Genomic DNA, 17,946 nt, shown 5'->3' with positions numbered 1-17,946 from the left:
CGCCAACCGGTTTTCCACAGATAGGGCTATTATACATGTGCCGTAAAAAAGCGTCAACCGAATCCAACTTATTCCCTTCGCCATTTTTCGAATATTTTCGCGATTTCCTCATCCAAGGAGATACGCGTGGAGAAGCGCTCTTCCCGGGTCTTCTCCACCTGCTGCTTGATCTCCTTGCCGATACTTTCCACATCGTGCAAAAGCTCTCTCGCCGACTTCCGGAGAGCCCCCTGTCCGAAGATGACTCGCTGGGACGTATAATCGGAAGTAGCTACGTAGATTTGTCGATTTTTCGCATAATTTTCTGCGACGAGCAGCTCAATTTTTTCATCGGCTGTCTCTTTCTTCTTCGTAAAATAAATGTCCACCTGGTAGTCGCTGAGCTGTCTGCCTACGCCCGGCACATTGTAGGCGTCGAAGACAATAATCACTTTGATGCCGGTAAAACTCTGATAGTCCGCCAGTTTGGAAATCAGCAGATCGCGGGCCTCATCCATCCGCTCTTGCTCTTTCAGGATCCGCAAATCGGGCCATGCGCCGATGATATTGTAGCCGTCCACGATCAAAAGTTGCTTGGCTTTCCGCTTCGCCATGTCACTTCACCTGGGCCGTCAACGGACTCCTTGCACGGAAAACTTCGTACATCAAGAGCGCTGCCGCCACAGAAGCATTCAGCGAGGTAACATGGCCCGCCATCGGCAAGCTGTAGAGGAAATCACAGTTTTCCCGGACCAGCCGGCTCATCCCTTTTCCTTCGCTTCCGATCACGATCGCCAGCGGCATCGAGTAGTCGCCTTGGCGGAAGTCCTGCTTGGCACTGGCGTCCGTCCCCGCGATCCAGATGCCCTTCTCCTTCAGCTCCTCCATGGTGCGGACCAGATTGGTCACACGGGCGACCGGCACGTAGTTGATCGCGCCAGCCGATGCTTTGGCTACCGTCGCCGTCAGACTGACCGAGCGCCGCTTGGGAATGACGATGCCATGCGCACCGACCGCATCGGCCGTCCGCATGATCGAGCCGAGGTTGTGAGGGTCTTCCAGCTCATCCAGCAAAATGAGGAATGGTGTTTCCTTCCGCTCTTCCGCTATCCTCAAAATGTCTTCTACCTCGACGTAGTCATAGGCGGCGACAGACGCGATGACTCCCTGATGATTATCCGTTCCGCACAGTTGATCCAGTTTTTTGCGATTGGCCGAAGTGACAATCACGCCCTGCTCTTTGGCGAGCGAGTAGATCGGGCCCATCAAATTTTTATTGGTGCCTTCCGCTATCCAGATCTTGTTGATGGTACGGCCTGAACGCAGTGCCTCAATGATCGGATTTTTTCCGACAATCCACTCTTCACTCATGTCCGTAGACTCCTTCCACAATGGCAAATGCCTGCTGCATGATCTCCGCCAGCCGCTCCTCCCGCCCGCATAGATACAGGTAGCCGATCAGCGCTTCAAATGCAGTGGCATGCCGGTAATCGATAATGTCGGCATTTTTGGCGCTGGAGCCGGATTTGGCATTGCGGCCGCGCCTCACTACCGCTGCCTCTTCCTCTGTGAAAAGAGGCATCAGCGCATGCAGGATATTGGCCTGGGCCTTGGCGGAGACGTACTGATTCGCCGTCTTATGAAGCACGTGCGGCTTGACCAGCCCTTTGGCGATCAGATGATAGCGGACACAGTGCGAGTACGTCGCGTCACCCAAAAACGCCAGCACCAGCGGATTGACCAGATGAGGTTCTCTTGCTAACTCTTCTTTTTGCATGTACATTGTGACCCCTTTATTTTCTGCGCCAGCGGACGCCCTGCGGGGTATCTTCGAGAAGAATCCCCTTTTCGCTCAGCAAATCGCGAATCTCATCGGCCCGGGCAAAATTGCGCGACTTCCGCGCCTCCGTCCGCTCCGCGATAAGCGCCTCCACTTCGCTGTCCAACAGTCCCTCCGCTTGCGCAAGCTCCAAGCCCAGGACCCCCGTCAACTCCACCAGCAGGTCGCGGTATGCCTGGACCTCAACCTGACCGACGTTTTGATTGCGCAGGTACAGATTGGCTTCCTTCACCACATCATACACCACGGTGATGGCATTTGCCGTGTTCAAGTCATCGTCCATCTCGGTGACAAAGCGCTCGCGCAAGGCTGCGATCACCTCTTTTTGCTCTTGGGCCAAACCATTCGGCTCCTCGGCGCGGGCCGTTTGCAGGCGATGCCCCAGATTGGCGTAGGCGGTCTTGATCCTCTCCAGGCCATTAGCAGCCTGCTCCAGCAAATCATTGCTGAAATTGATCGGATTACGATAATGGCCCTGCAGCATGAAAAAGCGGATCAGCTCCCCGCCATAGTGCTGGATCAGATCGCGGGCCAGCAAAAAGTTTCCGAGTGATTTCGACATCTTTTCATTATTTATGTTCAACATCCCGTTGTGCAGCCAGTACCGGGCAAATACCTTGCCGGTGTAGCACTCCGATTGCGCGATTTCGTTTTCGTGATGAGGGAAGACGAGGTCAGCGCCGCCCGCATGGATGTCGATCTGGTCTCCGAGGAATGTCAGCGCCATCGCCGAGCACTCGATATGCCAGCCGGGCCGCCCTTCGCCCCAGGGACTGCTCCAGGTCACTTCGCCCGGCTTGGCTGATTTCCACAGGGCAAAATCAAGCGGATTTTCCTTCTTTTCATTGATCTCGACGCGAGCCCCCACCTGCAGCTCATCCAGCGGCTGATGGGAGAGCTTGCCGTACTCGGCAAAGCGTCCGGTGCGAAAGTAGACGTCGCCCTCGCTTTCATAGGCGTAGCCTTTTTCGATCAGGCCTTCGATAAACTGGATGATCTCCGGAATCGTCTGCATGACGCGCGGCTGAATATCCGGCGGCATCACATTCAGGTTGCGCAGGTCTTCATTGAACGCATCCGTGTAGCGATCCGCCACTTCCTTGACGGTAATGCCCTCCTCGTTTGCCACGCGGATCAGTTTGTCGTCCACATCCGTGATGTTCTGTACAAACGTGACCTCAAAGCCGCGGTATTTCAGGTAGCGGCGGAGCGTATCAAAGACGATCGCCGGGCGGGCATTTCCGATATGGATATAATTATAGACAGTCGGTCCGCATACATACATTTTTACCTTTCCCGGTTCCAGGGGAACGAATGCTTCCTTTTTTCTCGTCAGCGTATTAGTGAACTGAATGCTCATTTTTTGCTTTTTCCTCCCTCAGCAAGGCCACTTCTTTGCGCAACTGCTCGATCTCCTGCTGCATGCCGCGAATCATATCGGCGACAGGGTCCGGCAGGTTGACGTGATCCAGATCATGGGTTACCCTTTTGCCGTCCTGAATGCGGATACGGCCGGGTATGCCGACTACGGTAGAATTGGGCGGCACTTCCTGCAGCACGACCGATCCCGCTCCGATCTTGGAATTATCGCCAATTTTGAACGATCCCAATACCTTCGCACCCGATGCGATGATGACATTGTTGCCGACGGTGGGGTGGCGCTTTCCTTTTTCCTTGCCGGTCCCTCCCAGCGTCACTCCCTGGTAGATGGTGACATTGTCACCGATCTCACAGGTCTCCCCGATGACGACCCCCATCCCGTGGTCGATAAACAGCCCTTTGCCGATCGTAGCTCCGGGGTGAATTTCTATTCCGGTAAAAAAGCGAGTAACTTGCGAAACGACGCGCGCCAGGGTAAACCAGCCCGCTTTCCATAGCTTGTGAGAAATCCGGTGTCCCCATATGGCGTGCAATCCGGAATAGGTCAGCACGACCTCAAAGGTGCTGCGCGCAGCCGGATCCCTCTCGAATACCACTTGAATGTCCTCCCTCATCTGTGAAAGCATAGGGTATCACCTCCTGCATAGTTTTGCCTATGGATAAAACAAAAACGTCTCCGCCCCCTTCAAAACTGAAGGAGACAGAGACGGCATGAACCGCGGTTCCACTCTGCTTAGACCGCTGCGGTCCTGTCTTGGACAGACAGACGCCGCGAGCGACCTCACTCTCATACCCGATAACGGCGGGTGACCGATTTCCCTACTGCCGCCTCTCTACAGATTCTCCGCAAAGAGAAGGGTTCAGCTCATCGCTCACAGGTGCATTTCCACGCAGTTCTCGCCGGATGGCTCTCACCTGCCCACCCTCTCTGGGGACGAAATCCTGCTGTACTCTCCTGGTCATCGCTCTGTGGCCGGGCCAAGCGGACGGGTCAGTCCGCTTCGCGCCGTATTTATTTTACTCCCCGTGTGCAAGCACGCGCTTGACGCGCTCGAGCACGGTCTGTTGTCCCAGCAAATAAAGGGTTTCCGCCAGATCGCGGCCATGCGCCTGGCCGGTAGCAGCGACACGGACCGGCATGAAGAGCGCCTTGCCTTTCTGGCCCGTTTCTTTCTGCACTTCTTTCAACACGGCTTTAATCGTATCCGCAGTATATTCAGCTGCCGCTTCGAGGTGTTTCGCAAACGAAGCCAGCACTTCCGGCAATTGCGGTTCCTTCAGTACGGCTCTCGCCTCTTCATCGTACACCACTTCTTCCAGGAAGAAAAGAGCGGCGAGCGGCACGATCTGCGCACAGTATGACATCTGCTCCTGATAAAGGGCGACGATGCTGCGCACCCAATTGTATTTTTCCTCGGACAGCGCCTCTTCGATAAAACCTGCCTTTTGCAGATGCGGAATGCACATCTCGGTAATCAGGTCCAACGACTGACGCTTGATGTAGAAGTTGTTCATCCAGTTCATCTTTGTCGAATCGAAAACGGCTGGCGATTTGCTGATGCGCTCGACGGAGAACAGCTTGACCAATTCATCCAGGTCAAAAATCTCCTCTTCTCCGCCTGGAGACCAGCCCAGCAGCACCAGGAAGTTGACGATCGCATCCGGCAGGAAACCGAGCTCGCGGTACTGCTCGATAAACTGGATGATGCTCTCATCGCGCTTGGACATCTTTTTGCCGTCCTGATTGAGGATCAGCGCCAAGTGGCCGAACTCCGGCGGCTCCCAGCCAAACGCATCATAGATCAGCAGTTGGCGCGGCGTATTGGAGAGATGCTCCTCCCCGCGGAACACATGGCTGATTTTCATCAGGTAATCGTCGATGACGACAGCGAAGTTGTAGGTTGGCACGCCGTCCGGGCGGCAAATGACGAAGTCGCCCATCTCGCTGGAATCAAACGTCACCTGACCGCGAATCAAGTCGTTCACGACGAGTTGCTTGTTGTCCGGCACTAGGAAATGAACGGACGGCATACGCCCCTCCCGCTCATACTGTTCCCGCTGCTCGGGCGTCACGTGGCGGTGCTTCTCCAGGATGCGCGGCGTCTCTCCGCGGGCGATCTGCTCTTCCCGCTCCGCGTCCAGCTCTTCCTTGGTAGCGTAGCAGTAATAAGCTTTTCCTTCGGCCAGCAGCTGATCGATGTATTTCCGGTAGATATCCAGTCGCTCCGTTTGGCGATAAGGCCCGTACGCTCCTCCGATATCTGTGCCTTCCTCCCAGGTGATCCCGAGCCATTTGAGGTTGGTCATTTGCTCTTCGTCGGCATTTTCTACATTGCGGGTCTGGTCGGTATCCTCGATCCGAACGATAAACGAACCGCCGTGATGCTTGGCATACAGATAATTAAAAAGTGCAGTGCGCGCACCGCCAATATGTAAATGTCCCGTCGGACTGGGAGCATATCTTGTGCGGATTTCCTTGGCCATGATAGCGACATCCTTTCATGAACGTAAAATTGCTTGCGTTAATCTTACACCCACCTAGCCTTGCTTGACAAGCAAGCAGGCGGCCTGCGCGGCAATTCCCTCTCCGCGTCCGGTGAAGCCCAGTTTTTCCGAAGTCGTCGCTTTGACGTTGATCTGCGACAGCTCGTCTGCCTCCAGGACCCGCGCAATCAATTCACGCATCTGCGGGATGTACGGCGCCATTTTCGGCGCCTGCGCGATGATCGTCGCATCCAGATTGCCCAAACGATACCCTTTCTGTTTCACCAGCTCCCAGACATGTTCCATCAGCTTGACACTGTCCGCGTCTTTAAAGGCAGGATCGGTGTCGGGAAAATGACGGCCGATATCGCCTTCGCCGATCGCGCCCAGCAATGCGTCTGTGATCGCGTGCAACAAGACATCCGCGTCCGAATGGCCGAGCAGCCCTTTCTCGTACGGAATCGTGATTCCCCCGATAATGCAAGGACGTCCTTCCACCAGCTGATGCACGTCAAAGCCTTGTCCAATTCTCATGATCCCTCTCCCTTTCGTCTCCGCAATATTTCTTCTCCCGTCCAGAGATCATCTGGCGTGGTGATTTTGATGTTTTCATAGCTCCCCCGCATTACTCGCACGGGATGGCCCAGCCATTCCACCAGCATGGCGTCATCCGTCCCCGCATATCCCGCCTGCACGGCCGCTTCATGGGCTTCTTTCAACAAGGAAACGAGAAAAGCTTGTGGGGTTTGCACTGCCCACAAGCTCTCTCGTGCCGGGGTGGACTGGACGATGCCGTCAGCCCCTACCACTTTGATGGTATCCTTGACGGGAACAGCCATAATTGAAGTGCCATCTGTCCGCACCTGCCGGATCAGCTCGCTGATCTGTTCTCCGGTCACAAACGGGCGGGCAGCGTCATGCACCAGCACATACGTGCATTGGGGGGATAGGGCGGCCAGACCGTTTCTCACGCTGTCTTGCCTCTCGGCTCCGCCCAGCACAACGGTCACCTTTTGCTTTTCCTGGTTCTGGTCCAGCCAATCCTGGATCTCCTGCCGATCCCGGCTGTTTACCACCAGCACGACTTCGCCGATTTCCGGATGGCCGGCAAAAAGGCGGACGGTATGAACCCATATGGGCTCTCCGCCCAGCGGCAGCCACAGCTTGTTTCGCTCCGCCCCCATGCGCTTTCCGGAACCGGCTGCGACGATGACGACTCCCGTATCCACGACGATCCCTCTCCCGTCTATCTGCTGCAGGCTGTTCGAAAAGGAAAGTCTCCCTTCCCTTTCCCAACATCCGCTACAATGCTTTTTCCAGTAATTTCGGCTTTGCGAAGATCATCCGCCCTGCCGATGTCTGCAGAACGCTGGTCACCAGCACATCCAGGTCGTGTCCGATATAGTCGCGGCCGCCCTCGACGACGATCATCGTGCCATCGTCCAGGTAAGCGACGCCCTGGCCGTGCTCCTTGCCGTCTTTGATCACTTGGACGGTCAGCTCTTCTCCTGGCAGCACCACCGGTTTGACCGCGTTGGCCAAATCGTTGATGTTCAGTACGGAGACGCCTTGCAGCTCGCATACCTTGTTCAGGTTGAAGTCGTTGGTGACCACTTTACCGTTCATGACTTTCGCCAGCTTGATCAGCTTGCTGTCCACTTCGGAAACCTCTTCGAAGTCGCCTTCGTAGATCTGGACTTTTACCTTCATTTCCTTTTGGATTTTGTTCAGGATGTCCAGTCCGCGGCGGCCTCTGTTTCTCTTCAATACATCGGAAGAATCGGCGATGTGCTGCAGCTCTTCCAGGACGAATCCGGGAATAACCAGGACACCCTCCAAAAATTCCGTGCGGCAGATATCGGCGATCCGGCCGTCAATAATCACGCTGGTATCCAGAATCTTGTACTCCACGTTAGACGGAGCTCCGCTGTTGTCCTTTTTCGACTTGTCTTTTCGCCCAATCGAAAACACAGCCATAATCTCGTCCCGCTTGCGAAACCCGACCACGAAGCCGAGATAGCCAAGCAAAGCGGAAACCATCAGCGGCAGCAAATCTCTGACCACCGGTATCGGGATGTTGCTGAGCTGGAGAAATAATAAAAAGGCAACGATAAGACCAATAATCAACCCCAATGCTCCAAACATGACATCCACGATCGGCAGTTTCAACAGCGTCTCTTCTCCCCAACGGACGACCCGCAAGCTGTAATCGACAAACCAGTTGGCGAAGAAGAAGAACAGCACGGCACCCAATACGGCTCCAATATAGTTGGTATACTGGAAGTCACCAAAATTTAAAAGCGTGTTCAACAGGTCAAACAGATCTGGACCAAACTTGTAGCCCAAGCCCCCTCCGACCAGTGTAAAAAAGATTTTTCCTAATCGGCGAACCATGCTTTCACCTCCTTGTTATTAATATAGACAGATGTTTTCAGGAAAAACCCTGCTTCCCAAAACAACGCATTTTTCCCCATATTGTACTTTCCCTCACTATAACAAAAGTTAAATTCCAGTGTCAAATAGCCAAAGATTTTAACATAGACGGTAATTTACAGTCAATGCCGAACTTCCGTTTCCCTTCGTTTGAAAATTGACAGTAGCCGGATTCCCTTCTTATAATGGCTATAGTGCATTGCAAAAAAATTCTGAGAATATCAACAGCCTAAAGCAGAGGTGAATCATATGGGTAAGCAAAATGTGGACGATTTCCAATCCCAGGTTTCGGAGCTGCTGATCCGGCATCGCAGCGTTCTGGACGTTATGTCCAAGATTCAAGAAAGTGCAGCCCGCATCAACCGTTCACTAACCAAAGCCATCACCGAATGCGGCTGTGCCCAGGTCGTCGCCAAAAAACAGACCTATGATCCTCAAAAAAATTTGCAGGAAAACAAAATTCTGATGGAGACGCATTTTTCCGGACCGCTGTGCGAGCATTGTCGCGACGTGATGACCGCCGAGATGGGCAAGAATCTGTTTTACCTCTCCGCCTTGTGCAACATCACGGATATCAAGCTGGACGACGTCCTGCGGAAAGAAGCGGAACGGCTCCATACCCTCGGCGTATTTAACTTGTCATAAGCTCCCATTTTGTATTACGAAAAACTCCTCAAAAAGGTTGCGTTTCGATCAAAAAAACCCGCTTGGAATCGAGCGGGTTTTTTTCTGCCGTCATTACTCGAAGGGAAGAGATTCCTTTTCGTTTTTCTCTTCTTTTCGGATTTTTTTGAGCAGTAGGTCAACGTTTTTTTTTATCCCGTACAAGGCGTAAAAAGCCAGCGGCAAAAACACAATTTTCGGGAACTGCTGCGGATACTTGATCGCCACCAGCACCACGAGCGCCACGATGATCGGCGTAATCCAGTACGCCGCCTTGGGAATCCCCACCTTTTTGAAGTTGGGGTACTTGATGTTGGAGACCATCAAGAAAGCCAACAGCAGCATGCTGATCGCCAGCAGGGCCACGTTAAACACCTGGTGATACAACGCCAGTGTCGCAAGCACCCCGCCTGCAGCCGTAATCGGCAGCCCGATAAAATAGCCAGGCACTCCCGCCTGTACGTTAAAGCGAGCAAGCCTGAGGGCGCCGCAAATCGGGAAGACAGCCGTCACAAAGATCCCGATCAAATGGAGATCCTGCAAAGCCACGACGTACATGATAAATGCCGGGGCCACCCCAAACGTGATGACGTCGGAGAGAGAATCCAGTTCTTTTCCAAATTCGCTCTGTGCATTCAGCATCCGAGCCACTCGTCCGTCCAACCCATCCATCAACATACCAATAATGACCGTAATTGCTGCATACTCCACATATTGGTTGCCTTGAAAGGCGAGAATAATGGCGACAATCCCCAAGAACAAGTTGCTCACGGTTAGCATGTTCGGTAACGATTTCACGAACATAGACTACCTCCTGGTTTCCTGCGTAAAGGAGACGATTCTCTGGCGAACGCGAACTCGCCAGTTCTCATAAGAAAATCCTTTCGCATTGATCACTACCGATTGTATTATCCTATTCTACATTAAATGTGTCTGTCAATGAACACCTGTTCTTGAATCCGTTTTAATCCATCTTTGATCGCCCGCGCACGAACCTCTCCGATGCCGTCTACCTCGTCCAGCTCTTCGATCGTCGCCATCATGATCCGCGGCAAATAGTGAAAGTGATCGACGAGATTGGAGATGATCGACAAGGGTAGCCGCGGGATTCTGCGCAAGATCCGGAAGCCTCGCGGAGAGACGGATTCCTCCAGCATGTTGGGGTTGGGCGCGTAGCCGAGGATGCGCAAAAAGGAACCCATGTCCCGCACCTCGTCCGCTGACAGCTTTTTCATCTCTTTGAGCACCTGCTCCGGCTGGACCAACGGATTTTTGCTGTAGTCGCGGATCAGCATGTGCGTCTCCTCTTCGATGTTCCCTACCAATTCCTCCAGCTGCATGGTGACAAGCCTGCCCTCTGTCCCCAGTTCATATATATACTTGCTGATTTCTGTTTTTATGCGCAAGACCATCTCCATCCGCTGCAGAACAGAAGTGACTTCGTGGAGGGTGACCAGCTCTTCGAATTCCAGCGCCCCCAGATTGGTCAAAAATTGATCCAAGACCGTCTTGTATTTTTCCAGGGTGGAAATGGCTTGGTTGGCTTTCGCCAAGATGACGCTGATCTCATTTAAGACATAGCGGAACTGACCTTGATAGAGCGTGATCACATTTCGTCTCTGCGAGATGGCGATGACCAGATATCCCGTGTGCAGGGCTGTACGCTGCGCTGTCCGATGGCGCGTGCCTGTTTCGCTCGACGGAATGGAAGCGGGCGGAAACAGCTGCGTATTGGCGTACAAGATTTTTTTTGCATCTTCACTAACTATGATCGCCCCATCCATCTTGGCTAATTCATATAGATGGGCCGGAGTGAAGTCGCAGTTTATGGAAAACCCTCCGTCGACGATGTTTTTCACGTCGGGGCCATAGCCCACGACGATCAATCCGCCGGTTTTGGCTCGGAGGACGTTCTCGAGTCCCTCTCGAAGGGGAGTGCCTGGTGCCACGAGGCGCAGCACGTCGCTGTATAGCGGTTCTCGTTTGTTTGTCTCAAGCATGCAGCTGGACTACCCCCTTAGCACTTCGCGGAGCGCTTCCGAAATGTTGCTGACGCCAATAACCTCGATGTCGGGCGGCACATCCAGACCGCGTATATTTTTTGACGGGATAATAACCCGTTTGAATCCCAGCTTGTGGGCTTCGCGGATTCTCTGCTCGATGCGGGACACTCCTCTGACCTCTCCCGTCAAGCCTACCTCGCCGATGACGACATCATGGGGATTGGTGGCATGGTCGCGAAAGCTGCTGGCGATGCTGACAGCCACTGCCAGGTCTACCGCAGGCTCATCCAGACGAACGCCGCCTGCTACGTTCACATAGGCATCCTGATTTTGCAGCATGAGACCGACGCGCTTTTCCAGGACAGCCATAATCATCGCGACCCGCTGGTGATCCACTCCGGTGGCCATGCGGCGCGGCGTAGCAAAGCTGGTTGGCGCCACCAATGCCTGCAGTTCGACCAAAACGGGCCTGGTTCCCTCCATGCTGGCGACGACCGTGGAGCCGGCTACCCCGACAGGGCGTTCCGCCAGGAAGATCTCCGAGGGATTGCCTACTTCCTCCAGCCCTTTTTCTTTCATTTCAAAGATACCGATTTCGTTTGTCGATCCAAAGCGGTTCTTGACGGCACGCAGGATGCGAAAGGTATTGTGCCGCTCCCCCTCAAAATAGAGGACCGCATCCACCATGTGCTCCAGCATGCGCGGACCTGCAATCGCCCCTTCTTTGGTCACGTGGCCCACGATAAAGGTGGCGATGCCCTTTCCTTTTGCGATCCTCATCAGGTGGGAAGTCGTCTCCCGCACCTGGGCCACACTCCCCGCAGCAGATTGGACGGCGGGGTGAAAGACCGTTTGAATGGAGTCTATGATCAGCACATGGGGGTCAATCTGGGCTATATGCTGTTCGATCGCATCGAGATCATTTTCGGATAAGACGTACATCGGCGGTGTGCTCATGCCAAGCCGGTCGGCTCGCAGTTTGATCTGCTTGGCAGACTCCTCCCCGGATACATACAGGACTTTGGCGCCCTGATGCGCGAGCGCAAAGGATGTCTGCAAGAGCAGGGTAGACTTGCCAATCCCCGGGTCTCCGCCGACGAGTACCATGGAGCCGGGCACCAGCCCTCCGCCGAGGACGCGATTTAATTCGTGAATCGTCGTATCCATGCGCGGCTCTTCTTCACTTGCCACCTCTGTCAGAGGAATGGCGGTTTGCCGCTGTCCTCCGTGCAACCCTTCATGGCGTGCGGCAGCCTTGACGGCGACCTCCTCCACCATCGTGTTCCAGCTGTTGCAGCCGGGGCATTTGCCCATCCATTTGGGTGATTCATAGCCACATTCTTGACACGCGTATTTCGTTTTATACTTTGACATGACTCGTACCTCTTTTTGGAATTCGCCTCTACATGTTTATCATACATGAAGAAAAGCAAAAAAGAATACCTCCTGTTTTTAGGAGGCATTCTTTCTGTTCCCCTTTTCATCTGGTCAGGAAGTGGTGGTCTCCAGCCGCTTCACCACGAGTTTGCCTTCCTCGGCGTCGATGGAGACGGTATCCCCTTTGCTGATGTTTCCTTTCAGCAGCTCTTCGGACAGTCTGTCCTCGATGTTGCGCTGGATCGCCCGGCGGAGCGGCCGTGCCCCGTATGCAGGGTCGAAGCCTTCCTTCGCCAGTACCTTTTTCGCATCTTCGGAGAGCTGGAAGTCGATGTCCTGTTCTTTGAGGCGCTTGCGCAGATCCTCTGTCATCAGGGACACGATACGCTCGATATGCTCCTGCTCCAGGGAGTGGAAGACGATGATTTCGTCGATCCGGTTCAGGAACTCCGGACGGAAGCTCTTTTTCAGCTCTTCCATGACCTTGTCTTTCATGTCTTGGTATTTCTTCTCGGTATCATTGCCGGCCGTGAAGCCGAGCGTCGTGTTTTTCTTGATCAGGTTAGCCCCGACGTTGGAGGTCATGATGACCACTGTATTGCGGAAATCAACGGTGCGCCCCTTGGAGTCCGTCAGACGTCCGTCGTCGAGCACTTGCAGAAGAATATTGAATACGTCCGGATGGGCCTTCTCGATCTCATCCAGCAGGATGACCGAATACGGTTTGCGGCGGACTTTCTCGGTCAGCTGGCCGCCTTCGTCAAAACCGACATATCCCGGAGGAGCCCCGACCAGTCTCGCAGTGGAGTGTTTCTCCATGTACTCGGACATGTCTACGCGAATCATGGCGTCCTCGTCGCCAAACAGCGTTTCTGCGACAGCGCGGGCCAATTCGGTTTTCCCGACCCCGGTCGGTCCGAGGAAGATGAACGAACCGATTGGACGCTTCGGATCCTTCAGGCCGGCACGCGCGCGGCGCACTGCCCGGGAGACGGACTTGACGGCCTCATCCTGTCCAATGACGCGGTCGTGCAAGATTTCCTCCATTTTCAGGAGTCGGTCGGTTTCTTCTTCCTTCAGCTTGACGACCGGAATTCCCGTCCAGTTGGCGACGACATGAGCGATGTCCTCTGGGGTCACCTCCATGTTCAATTGGCCTTGGCGCTCTTTCCAGTCTTTCTTGGTCTTCTCCAGCTCTTCCCGCAGTTTTTGTTCCTTGTCGCGGAGAGAGGCTGCTTCCTCAAATTCCTGGGATTGTACGGCTGCGTCCTTCTCTTTGCGGACTTCCTCCAGGCGGCCTTCCAATTCCTTCAGATTCGGCGGAACGGTAAAGGATTGGAGACGCACTTTGGAAGCAGCCTCGTCGATCAGGTCGATGGCTTTGTCCGGCAGGAAACGGTCCGTGATGTAGCGGTCAGACAGCTTTACGGCCTGTTCGATTGCTTCATCGGTGATCTTTACGCGGTGATGCGCTTCGTACCGGTCGCGCAAGCCATGCAAGATCTTGATCGCATCCTCCACATTGGGCTGATCCACCTGGATCGGCTGGAAACGGCGCTCCAGCGCGGCATCCTTTTCGATGTACTTGCGGTATTCGTCCAGGGTGGTAGCCCCCACGCACTGCAGCTCACCGCGTGCCAGTGCCGGCTTGAGGATGTTGGAGGCATCGATGGCTCCCTCCGCGCCGCCAGCGCCGATCAACGTGTGCAGCTCGTCGATAAACAGAATGATATTTCCGGCCTGACGAATCTCATCCATGATTTTTTTCAGGCGGTCTTCGAATTCCCCGCGATACTTGGTGCCTGCCACGACCGTTCCCATGTCGAGGGTCATGACGCGTTTGTCGCGGAGGGTTTCGGGAATTTCGTTGTTGACGATTTTTTGTGCCAAGCCCTCGGCGATCGCGGTCTTACCCACGCCCGGCTCCCCGATCAGCACAGGGTTGTTCTTCGTGCGGCGGCTCAGCACCTGAATGACGCGCTCAATCTCTTTCTGCCGTCCGATCACCGGATCCAGCCCACCTTCGCGGGCAATCGCAGTCAGATCGCGCGCCAGGCTGTCCAGCGTCGGCGTATTGGCCGCCGGATTGCTGCCAGAGGTCTGATGGGCATTCATCATTTCCGAGCTTCCCAGAAGCTGCAGAACCTGCTGACGTGCTTTGTTCAGGCTGACGCCGAGATTGTTCATGATGCGTGCGGCAATGCCTTCTCCCTCGCGAATCAAACCGAGCAGGATATGCTCTGTTCCCACATAGGTATGGCCCAGCTTGCGCGCTTCATCCATGGACAGTTCAATTACTTTTTTGGCACGGGGGGTGTAGTTTGGGGTGTAGTTTCCTCCGGCTTGCTCTGTCCCGCGTCCAATCAGCGATTCCACTTCACTTTGAATTTTGTCGAGACCCAGACCCAGTGACTGCAGCGCTTTGGCTGCGATCCCTTCGCCTTCGCGAATCAGGCCAAGCAGCACATGCTCTGTTCCAATATCCTTGTGTCCCAGTCGGACCGCCTCTTCCAATGCCAGTGCCAATACTTTTTGTGCGCGTTCGGTAAAACGTCCAAACATCATCTCTCATGCACCTCCAGTAACCATCTTTATATTTCTATTCGTTGTTTCCTTCGAGATTGTTTTGTTTCTCAGCGCTGTTTGCTACTGCGTAGCAGACAGCTTTTCGCGAATCAATCGGGCCCGCCGTTCGTCGCGCTGATCGGGCGACAGCTTCTGGCCCGCGTGATGCTGCAAGAAGCCGGGCTGCGTCGTCACCAGCAATTCGTTCAACACGAGGTAGGAAATATTTTTTACAATTCCCAGATCGACTCCCAGCCTTACGTCGGAGAGCCGTTGTGCCGCCTCCTTGGATTCCAGCGTCCGGGCGTATTGCAGGATCCCGTACGATCGCATAATCCGGTCCTCCAGGTTAATCCGGGAGTGCTCCAGCAAATACCGGCGGGCTACCCGTTCCTGCTCGATGATCTGTTTGGCTACGCCGTACAGATTGGACAGGATATCGGATTCTGACATCCCCAGTGTAACCTGATTGGACAGCTGAAACAAATTGCCGAGTGCTTCGCTGCCCTCTCCGTAGATTCCCCGGACCACAAGGCCGACCTGATTGATCGCTTGAAGGATTCGGTTGATCTGCTGGGTCATCACCAGTGCGGGCAAGTGAAGCATGACGGATGCCCGTATTCCCGTCCCCACATTGGTAGGACAGCTTGTCAGGTAGCCTCTTTTTTCATCGAAAGCGTAGTTCACATGCTTCTCGAAGCTGTCATCGATTTTTGTACCTATTTCCCAGGTTTGCTGCAGTTGAAACCCGGGCAAGAGCACCTGGATCCGAATATGGTCTTCTTCATTGACCATGATGCTGATCGATTCATCCGGACTGAGCAGCACAGCCCCTTTGCGGGATTCCTCCGCCAGATGCGGACTGATTAAATGCTTTTCGACGAGGACGCGCTTTTCCAGGGGATTGAGCTGCTCCATGCAAATGAGCTCGAGCGGCCGCCCGTCACACGCAGTTGTCTTGCTGGCCTCGGACACCTTGCGGACCACCTCTTCCGCTTGCGAGTCCGTGGCCAGCAGCGGGAAAGGGTGCTGCCGCAGGTTGCGGGCGATTCGCAGCCTGGTGCTGATGACGATGTCCGAGTCAGGCCCTTCCCCTTTCATCCAATTGCTCCAAGGGTTTTGCATAAACTGTTGTTGGGACATGTACACCACCTCCCCCGATTACATTTGACCCATTTTTTGTTCTAGAGCTTTGATCCGGTCGCGTATTTCGGCCGCCTTTTCAAACTCTTCGCTGGCAATATGGCGCTGCAGGGCTTGCTTCAGCTGCTCCAGCTCTTTTTTCAGCTTCAGCTGTCCGCCGGTTCGCTCCGGCACCTTTCCGCTGTGCTGTGTATTTCCATGGATCCGGCGGAAGAGCGGGTCCAGTCGGTCGCCCATGAATTTGTAGCAGTCGCTGCAGCCGAAGCGGCCACTTTTGCTGAACTGCGCGTATGTCAGCCCGCATGTTTCGCAGCGAAGAGCTTTTTTGGTCTCTCCGTCCTGCGTTTTCTTTTGGGCCGGGTCGAAGTGCAAGAGACCAGACAGGAGATTATTGATGCTGAAGTTGTGAAATCCGGGGAAAACATCACCTTTTTCCTGTGCACAATGCTCACAAATATGATATTCCGTCTTTTCACCATTGACGATCTTGGTCAGATGAAGCGTAGCCTGTCGTTTACCGCATTCTTCACAGTTCATCCCATCGTCCTCCTCGCATCGCGTCTGATCAACGCGACAAAATCGTAGCAATCATCTGCTTCAACATCGCAGCCCTCACGCGATCCCGCACAACGGACTCCATGGACAATACGCTGCGCGAGGTGGCAATCTTCATGAGCGCGGCTTCCCGGTGGCTGACCAGCCCTTCCTCGAGAAGGCGATCGATGATGGCATAGCCGACGCCTTGGGTAATGCTTTCGCCGATCAGCTCCTCCGTCAACAGCTCTTGCAGCTTGGCCTTGCTTACAATCTGTACCTTCCGGATCCGGATGTAGCCCCCTCCGCCGCGTTTGCTTTCCACGATGTAGCCTTTTTCTACCGTAAATCGAGTATTGATGACGTAGTTAATTTGAGAAGGCACACACTGAAAAATGTCGGCAAGCTCACTACGTTGAATCTCGACGGAGCCATTGGGACTTTCCGACAGAATTCTTTTTAAATGCTGCTCGATATAGTCCGAGATGTTACGCATGGGTCGCCTCCTGTTCTACAGTGTTATGCACTTTGATTATTGACTTTGACTATCTTTGACTTTAATTATAATTACTTTTTTTCCTGTATGCAAGAGGGGAGCAGACACTTTGTAGTGTGGGCAAAAGCGGGGCAAGTTAAAACCAAACAAAAAACCATCCCTGTGCGGAATGGTTTGTACGGTGTTCGTGGCTGTGCTACTTGGTTTCCTGCCGTTGCAAAACGTGGGGCAGCACGTCGGAGAAGCGGGTGATGATCACATCGGCACCGTCCAGTTCGCCTGGCCTTGCGAAGCCGAAATCGCAGGCAATTGTCTTTAGCCCATTGGCCAGCCCGGCCTCTACATCCGAATGCCGGTCTCCGACCATGATCGCTTGTTTTACGTCATAATCGCGCAGCAGCTTGGCGACCAGCTCTTTTTTCGTCTCCGTACCAAAGCGGCCTGCGGAGTACAGATCGGTAAAATACCGCTTGATCTGGAAGTATTCGCAGACTTCATCGATATACCGCTCCTGGCCATTGCTGGCGACAAAGAGCGAGGCCCCGCCGGCATGCAATTCCTGCAGCACCTCTCTGACGCCGGGATACAAATCGGTGATGCCTTGTTTCAACAGCAACAGCTCGTTCTCCAGCATCCACTCGTCAGCCAGCCGCCTTGTTTCTTCACTGGCCCCGGGGAGCAGCTTTTCCCACAACTCTTCCAGCGTCATTCCCAGCACGTTGGTCAGTTCCTTTTCGCTGGGTGTCTCTTGATGCCAGTGTCCTTTTTCGCGCAGTTGTTCAAATGTTTTTTGAAAGGCCGGGGTGGACATTCGCTCTGTCTGTAGCAATGTGCCATCCATATCGAATAAAACTGCCAAGGAAATGCTCATCATACCTTCCTACCCTTCTTCGCCGATGCGTGTCATGTCATTGTGGATGAACCTTGCGATATTTTCTGCCGCATGGGGCTTGGCAATCTTTTTCGCCATGGTTTTCATGTACTCTACTTTTGTCGGATTATGCAAGATATCGCTGATAAAATATGTCAATTGCTCCGGAACATTTGCG

19 protein-coding genes (1 of these 19 running past the window's edge) are annotated in these 17,946 nt (G+C 54.0%); 1 reads left to right on the top strand and 18 read right to left on the bottom strand.

Going from position 1 to position 17,946, the window contains the following annotated elements:
• Positions 1-68: 68 nt before the first annotated feature.
• From JD108_RS01240 to JD108_RS01200, 9 genes are all read right to left on the bottom strand, one after another.
• A complete protein-coding gene (locus JD108_RS01240) occupies positions 69-593 on the bottom strand; it encodes an NYN domain-containing protein (protein ID WP_198828230.1) in 525 nt (174 codons plus the stop codon).
• Position 594: 1 nt separating this feature from the next.
• On the bottom strand, positions 595-1,350 hold the full coding sequence (gene rlmB / locus JD108_RS01235; RefSeq protein ID WP_198828229.1) for a 23S rRNA (guanosine(2251)-2'-O)-methyltransferase RlmB: 756 nt from the start codon (positions 1,348-1,350) through the stop codon (positions 595-597).
• Complete coding sequence (locus JD108_RS01230; RefSeq protein WP_198828228.1) at positions 1,343-1,756, bottom strand: Mini-ribonuclease 3; 414 nt, start codon at positions 1,754-1,756, stop codon at positions 1,343-1,345. The genes rlmB and JD108_RS01230 overlap by 8 nt, the downstream gene beginning before the upstream one ends.
• A 16-nt stretch (positions 1,757-1,772) precedes the next feature.
• Complete coding sequence (gene cysS / locus JD108_RS01225; RefSeq protein ID WP_198828227.1) at positions 1,773-3,179, bottom strand: cysteine--tRNA ligase; 1,407 nt, start codon at positions 3,177-3,179, stop codon at positions 1,773-1,775.
• On the bottom strand, positions 3,160-3,825 hold the full coding sequence (cysE, locus tag JD108_RS01220; RefSeq protein ID WP_198828226.1) for a serine O-acetyltransferase: 666 nt from the start codon (positions 3,823-3,825) through the stop codon (positions 3,160-3,162). Before cysE ends, cysS begins: the two co-directional genes overlap by 20 nt.
• A gap of 391 nt (positions 3,826-4,216) precedes the next feature.
• Complete coding sequence (gene gltX, locus JD108_RS01215; protein WP_198828225.1) at positions 4,217-5,683, bottom strand: glutamate--tRNA ligase; 1,467 nt, start codon at positions 5,681-5,683, stop codon at positions 4,217-4,219.
• A gap of 54 nt (positions 5,684-5,737) precedes the next feature.
• The gene (gene ispF / locus JD108_RS01210; protein ID WP_323958395.1) at positions 5,738-6,217 is read right to left on the bottom strand and encodes a 2-C-methyl-D-erythritol 2,4-cyclodiphosphate synthase; all 480 of its coding nucleotides are present in this window, start codon (positions 6,215-6,217) and stop codon (positions 5,738-5,740) included.
• Entirely contained in the window at positions 6,214-6,912 is a 699-nt protein-coding gene (ispD, locus tag JD108_RS01205) for a 2-C-methyl-D-erythritol 4-phosphate cytidylyltransferase (protein WP_198828224.1), read from the bottom strand. The genes ispF and ispD overlap by 4 nt, the downstream gene beginning before the upstream one ends.
• 73 nt (positions 6,913-6,985) lie before the next feature.
• Positions 6,986-8,077: a PIN/TRAM domain-containing protein gene (locus JD108_RS01200; RefSeq protein ID WP_198828223.1), complete on the bottom strand. Its 1,092-nt coding sequence runs from the start codon at positions 8,075-8,077 to the stop codon at positions 6,986-6,988.
• A gap of 288 nt (positions 8,078-8,365) precedes the next feature.
• Between JD108_RS01200 and JD108_RS01195 the strand changes: the two genes are divergently transcribed.
• Complete coding sequence (locus JD108_RS01195) at positions 8,366-8,761, top strand: DUF1573 domain-containing protein (protein ID WP_198828222.1); 396 nt, start codon at positions 8,366-8,368, stop codon at positions 8,759-8,761.
• Between the two features lie 93 nt (positions 8,762-8,854).
• Here the strand turns inward: JD108_RS01195 and pssA are convergent, their stop codons facing one another.
• The 9 genes from pssA to JD108_RS01150 all read right to left on the bottom strand — a co-directional run.
• Positions 8,855-9,583, bottom strand: a complete 729-nt coding sequence (pssA, locus tag JD108_RS01190) for a CDP-diacylglycerol--serine O-phosphatidyltransferase (RefSeq protein WP_198828221.1) — start codon at positions 9,581-9,583, stop codon at positions 8,855-8,857.
• Between the two features lie 119 nt (positions 9,584-9,702).
• On the bottom strand, positions 9,703-10,779 hold the full coding sequence (gene disA, locus JD108_RS01185) for a DNA integrity scanning diadenylate cyclase DisA (protein ID WP_198828220.1): 1,077 nt from the start codon (positions 10,777-10,779) through the stop codon (positions 9,703-9,705).
• A gap of 9 nt (positions 10,780-10,788) precedes the next feature.
• Positions 10,789-12,156 (bottom strand): DNA repair protein RadA, encoded by a 1,368-nt coding sequence (radA, locus tag JD108_RS01180; RefSeq protein ID WP_198828219.1) that lies wholly within the window; start codon positions 12,154-12,156, stop codon positions 10,789-10,791.
• Between the two features lie 114 nt (positions 12,157-12,270).
• Positions 12,271-14,724, bottom strand: coding sequence for an ATP-dependent Clp protease ATP-binding subunit (locus JD108_RS01175; protein ID WP_198828218.1), 2,454 nt, complete (start codon positions 14,722-14,724; stop codon positions 12,271-12,273).
• A gap of 81 nt (positions 14,725-14,805) precedes the next feature.
• The gene (locus JD108_RS01170) at positions 14,806-15,867 is read right to left on the bottom strand and encodes a protein-arginine kinase McsB (protein ID WP_198828217.1); all 1,062 of its coding nucleotides are present in this window, start codon (positions 15,865-15,867) and stop codon (positions 14,806-14,808) included.
• An 18-nt stretch (positions 15,868-15,885) separates the two neighbouring features.
• Positions 15,886-16,404: a protein-arginine kinase activator protein McsA gene (locus JD108_RS01165; protein WP_198828216.1), complete on the bottom strand. Its 519-nt coding sequence runs from the start codon at positions 16,402-16,404 to the stop codon at positions 15,886-15,888.
• A 28-nt stretch (positions 16,405-16,432) separates the two neighbouring features.
• Entirely contained in the window at positions 16,433-16,897 is a 465-nt protein-coding gene (locus JD108_RS01160; RefSeq protein ID WP_198828215.1) for a CtsR family transcriptional regulator, read from the bottom strand.
• A 196-nt stretch (positions 16,898-17,093) separates the two neighbouring features.
• The gene (locus JD108_RS01155) at positions 17,094-17,768 is read right to left on the bottom strand and encodes an HAD family hydrolase (RefSeq protein WP_198829942.1); all 675 of its coding nucleotides are present in this window, start codon (positions 17,766-17,768) and stop codon (positions 17,094-17,096) included.
• Between the two features lie 9 nt (positions 17,769-17,777).
• Positions 17,778-17,946, bottom strand: partial view of an MGDG synthase family glycosyltransferase gene (locus tag JD108_RS01150; RefSeq protein ID WP_198828214.1) — the 3' portion only. The gene runs 950 nt beyond the window's last position; only the last 169 of its 1,119 coding nucleotides appear in the window; its start codon lies beyond the right edge, outside the window — the gene reads right to left on this strand; it ends in the stop codon at positions 17,778-17,780.

The sequence above is a fragment of the Brevibacillus composti genome (assembly GCF_016406105.1).
Taxonomy (GTDB): domain Bacteria; phylum Bacillota; class Bacilli; order Brevibacillales; family Brevibacillaceae; genus Brevibacillus; species Brevibacillus composti.
Note: the sequence above shows the minus strand (reverse complement) of the source record. Positions and strands in the feature narration are given on the sequence as shown.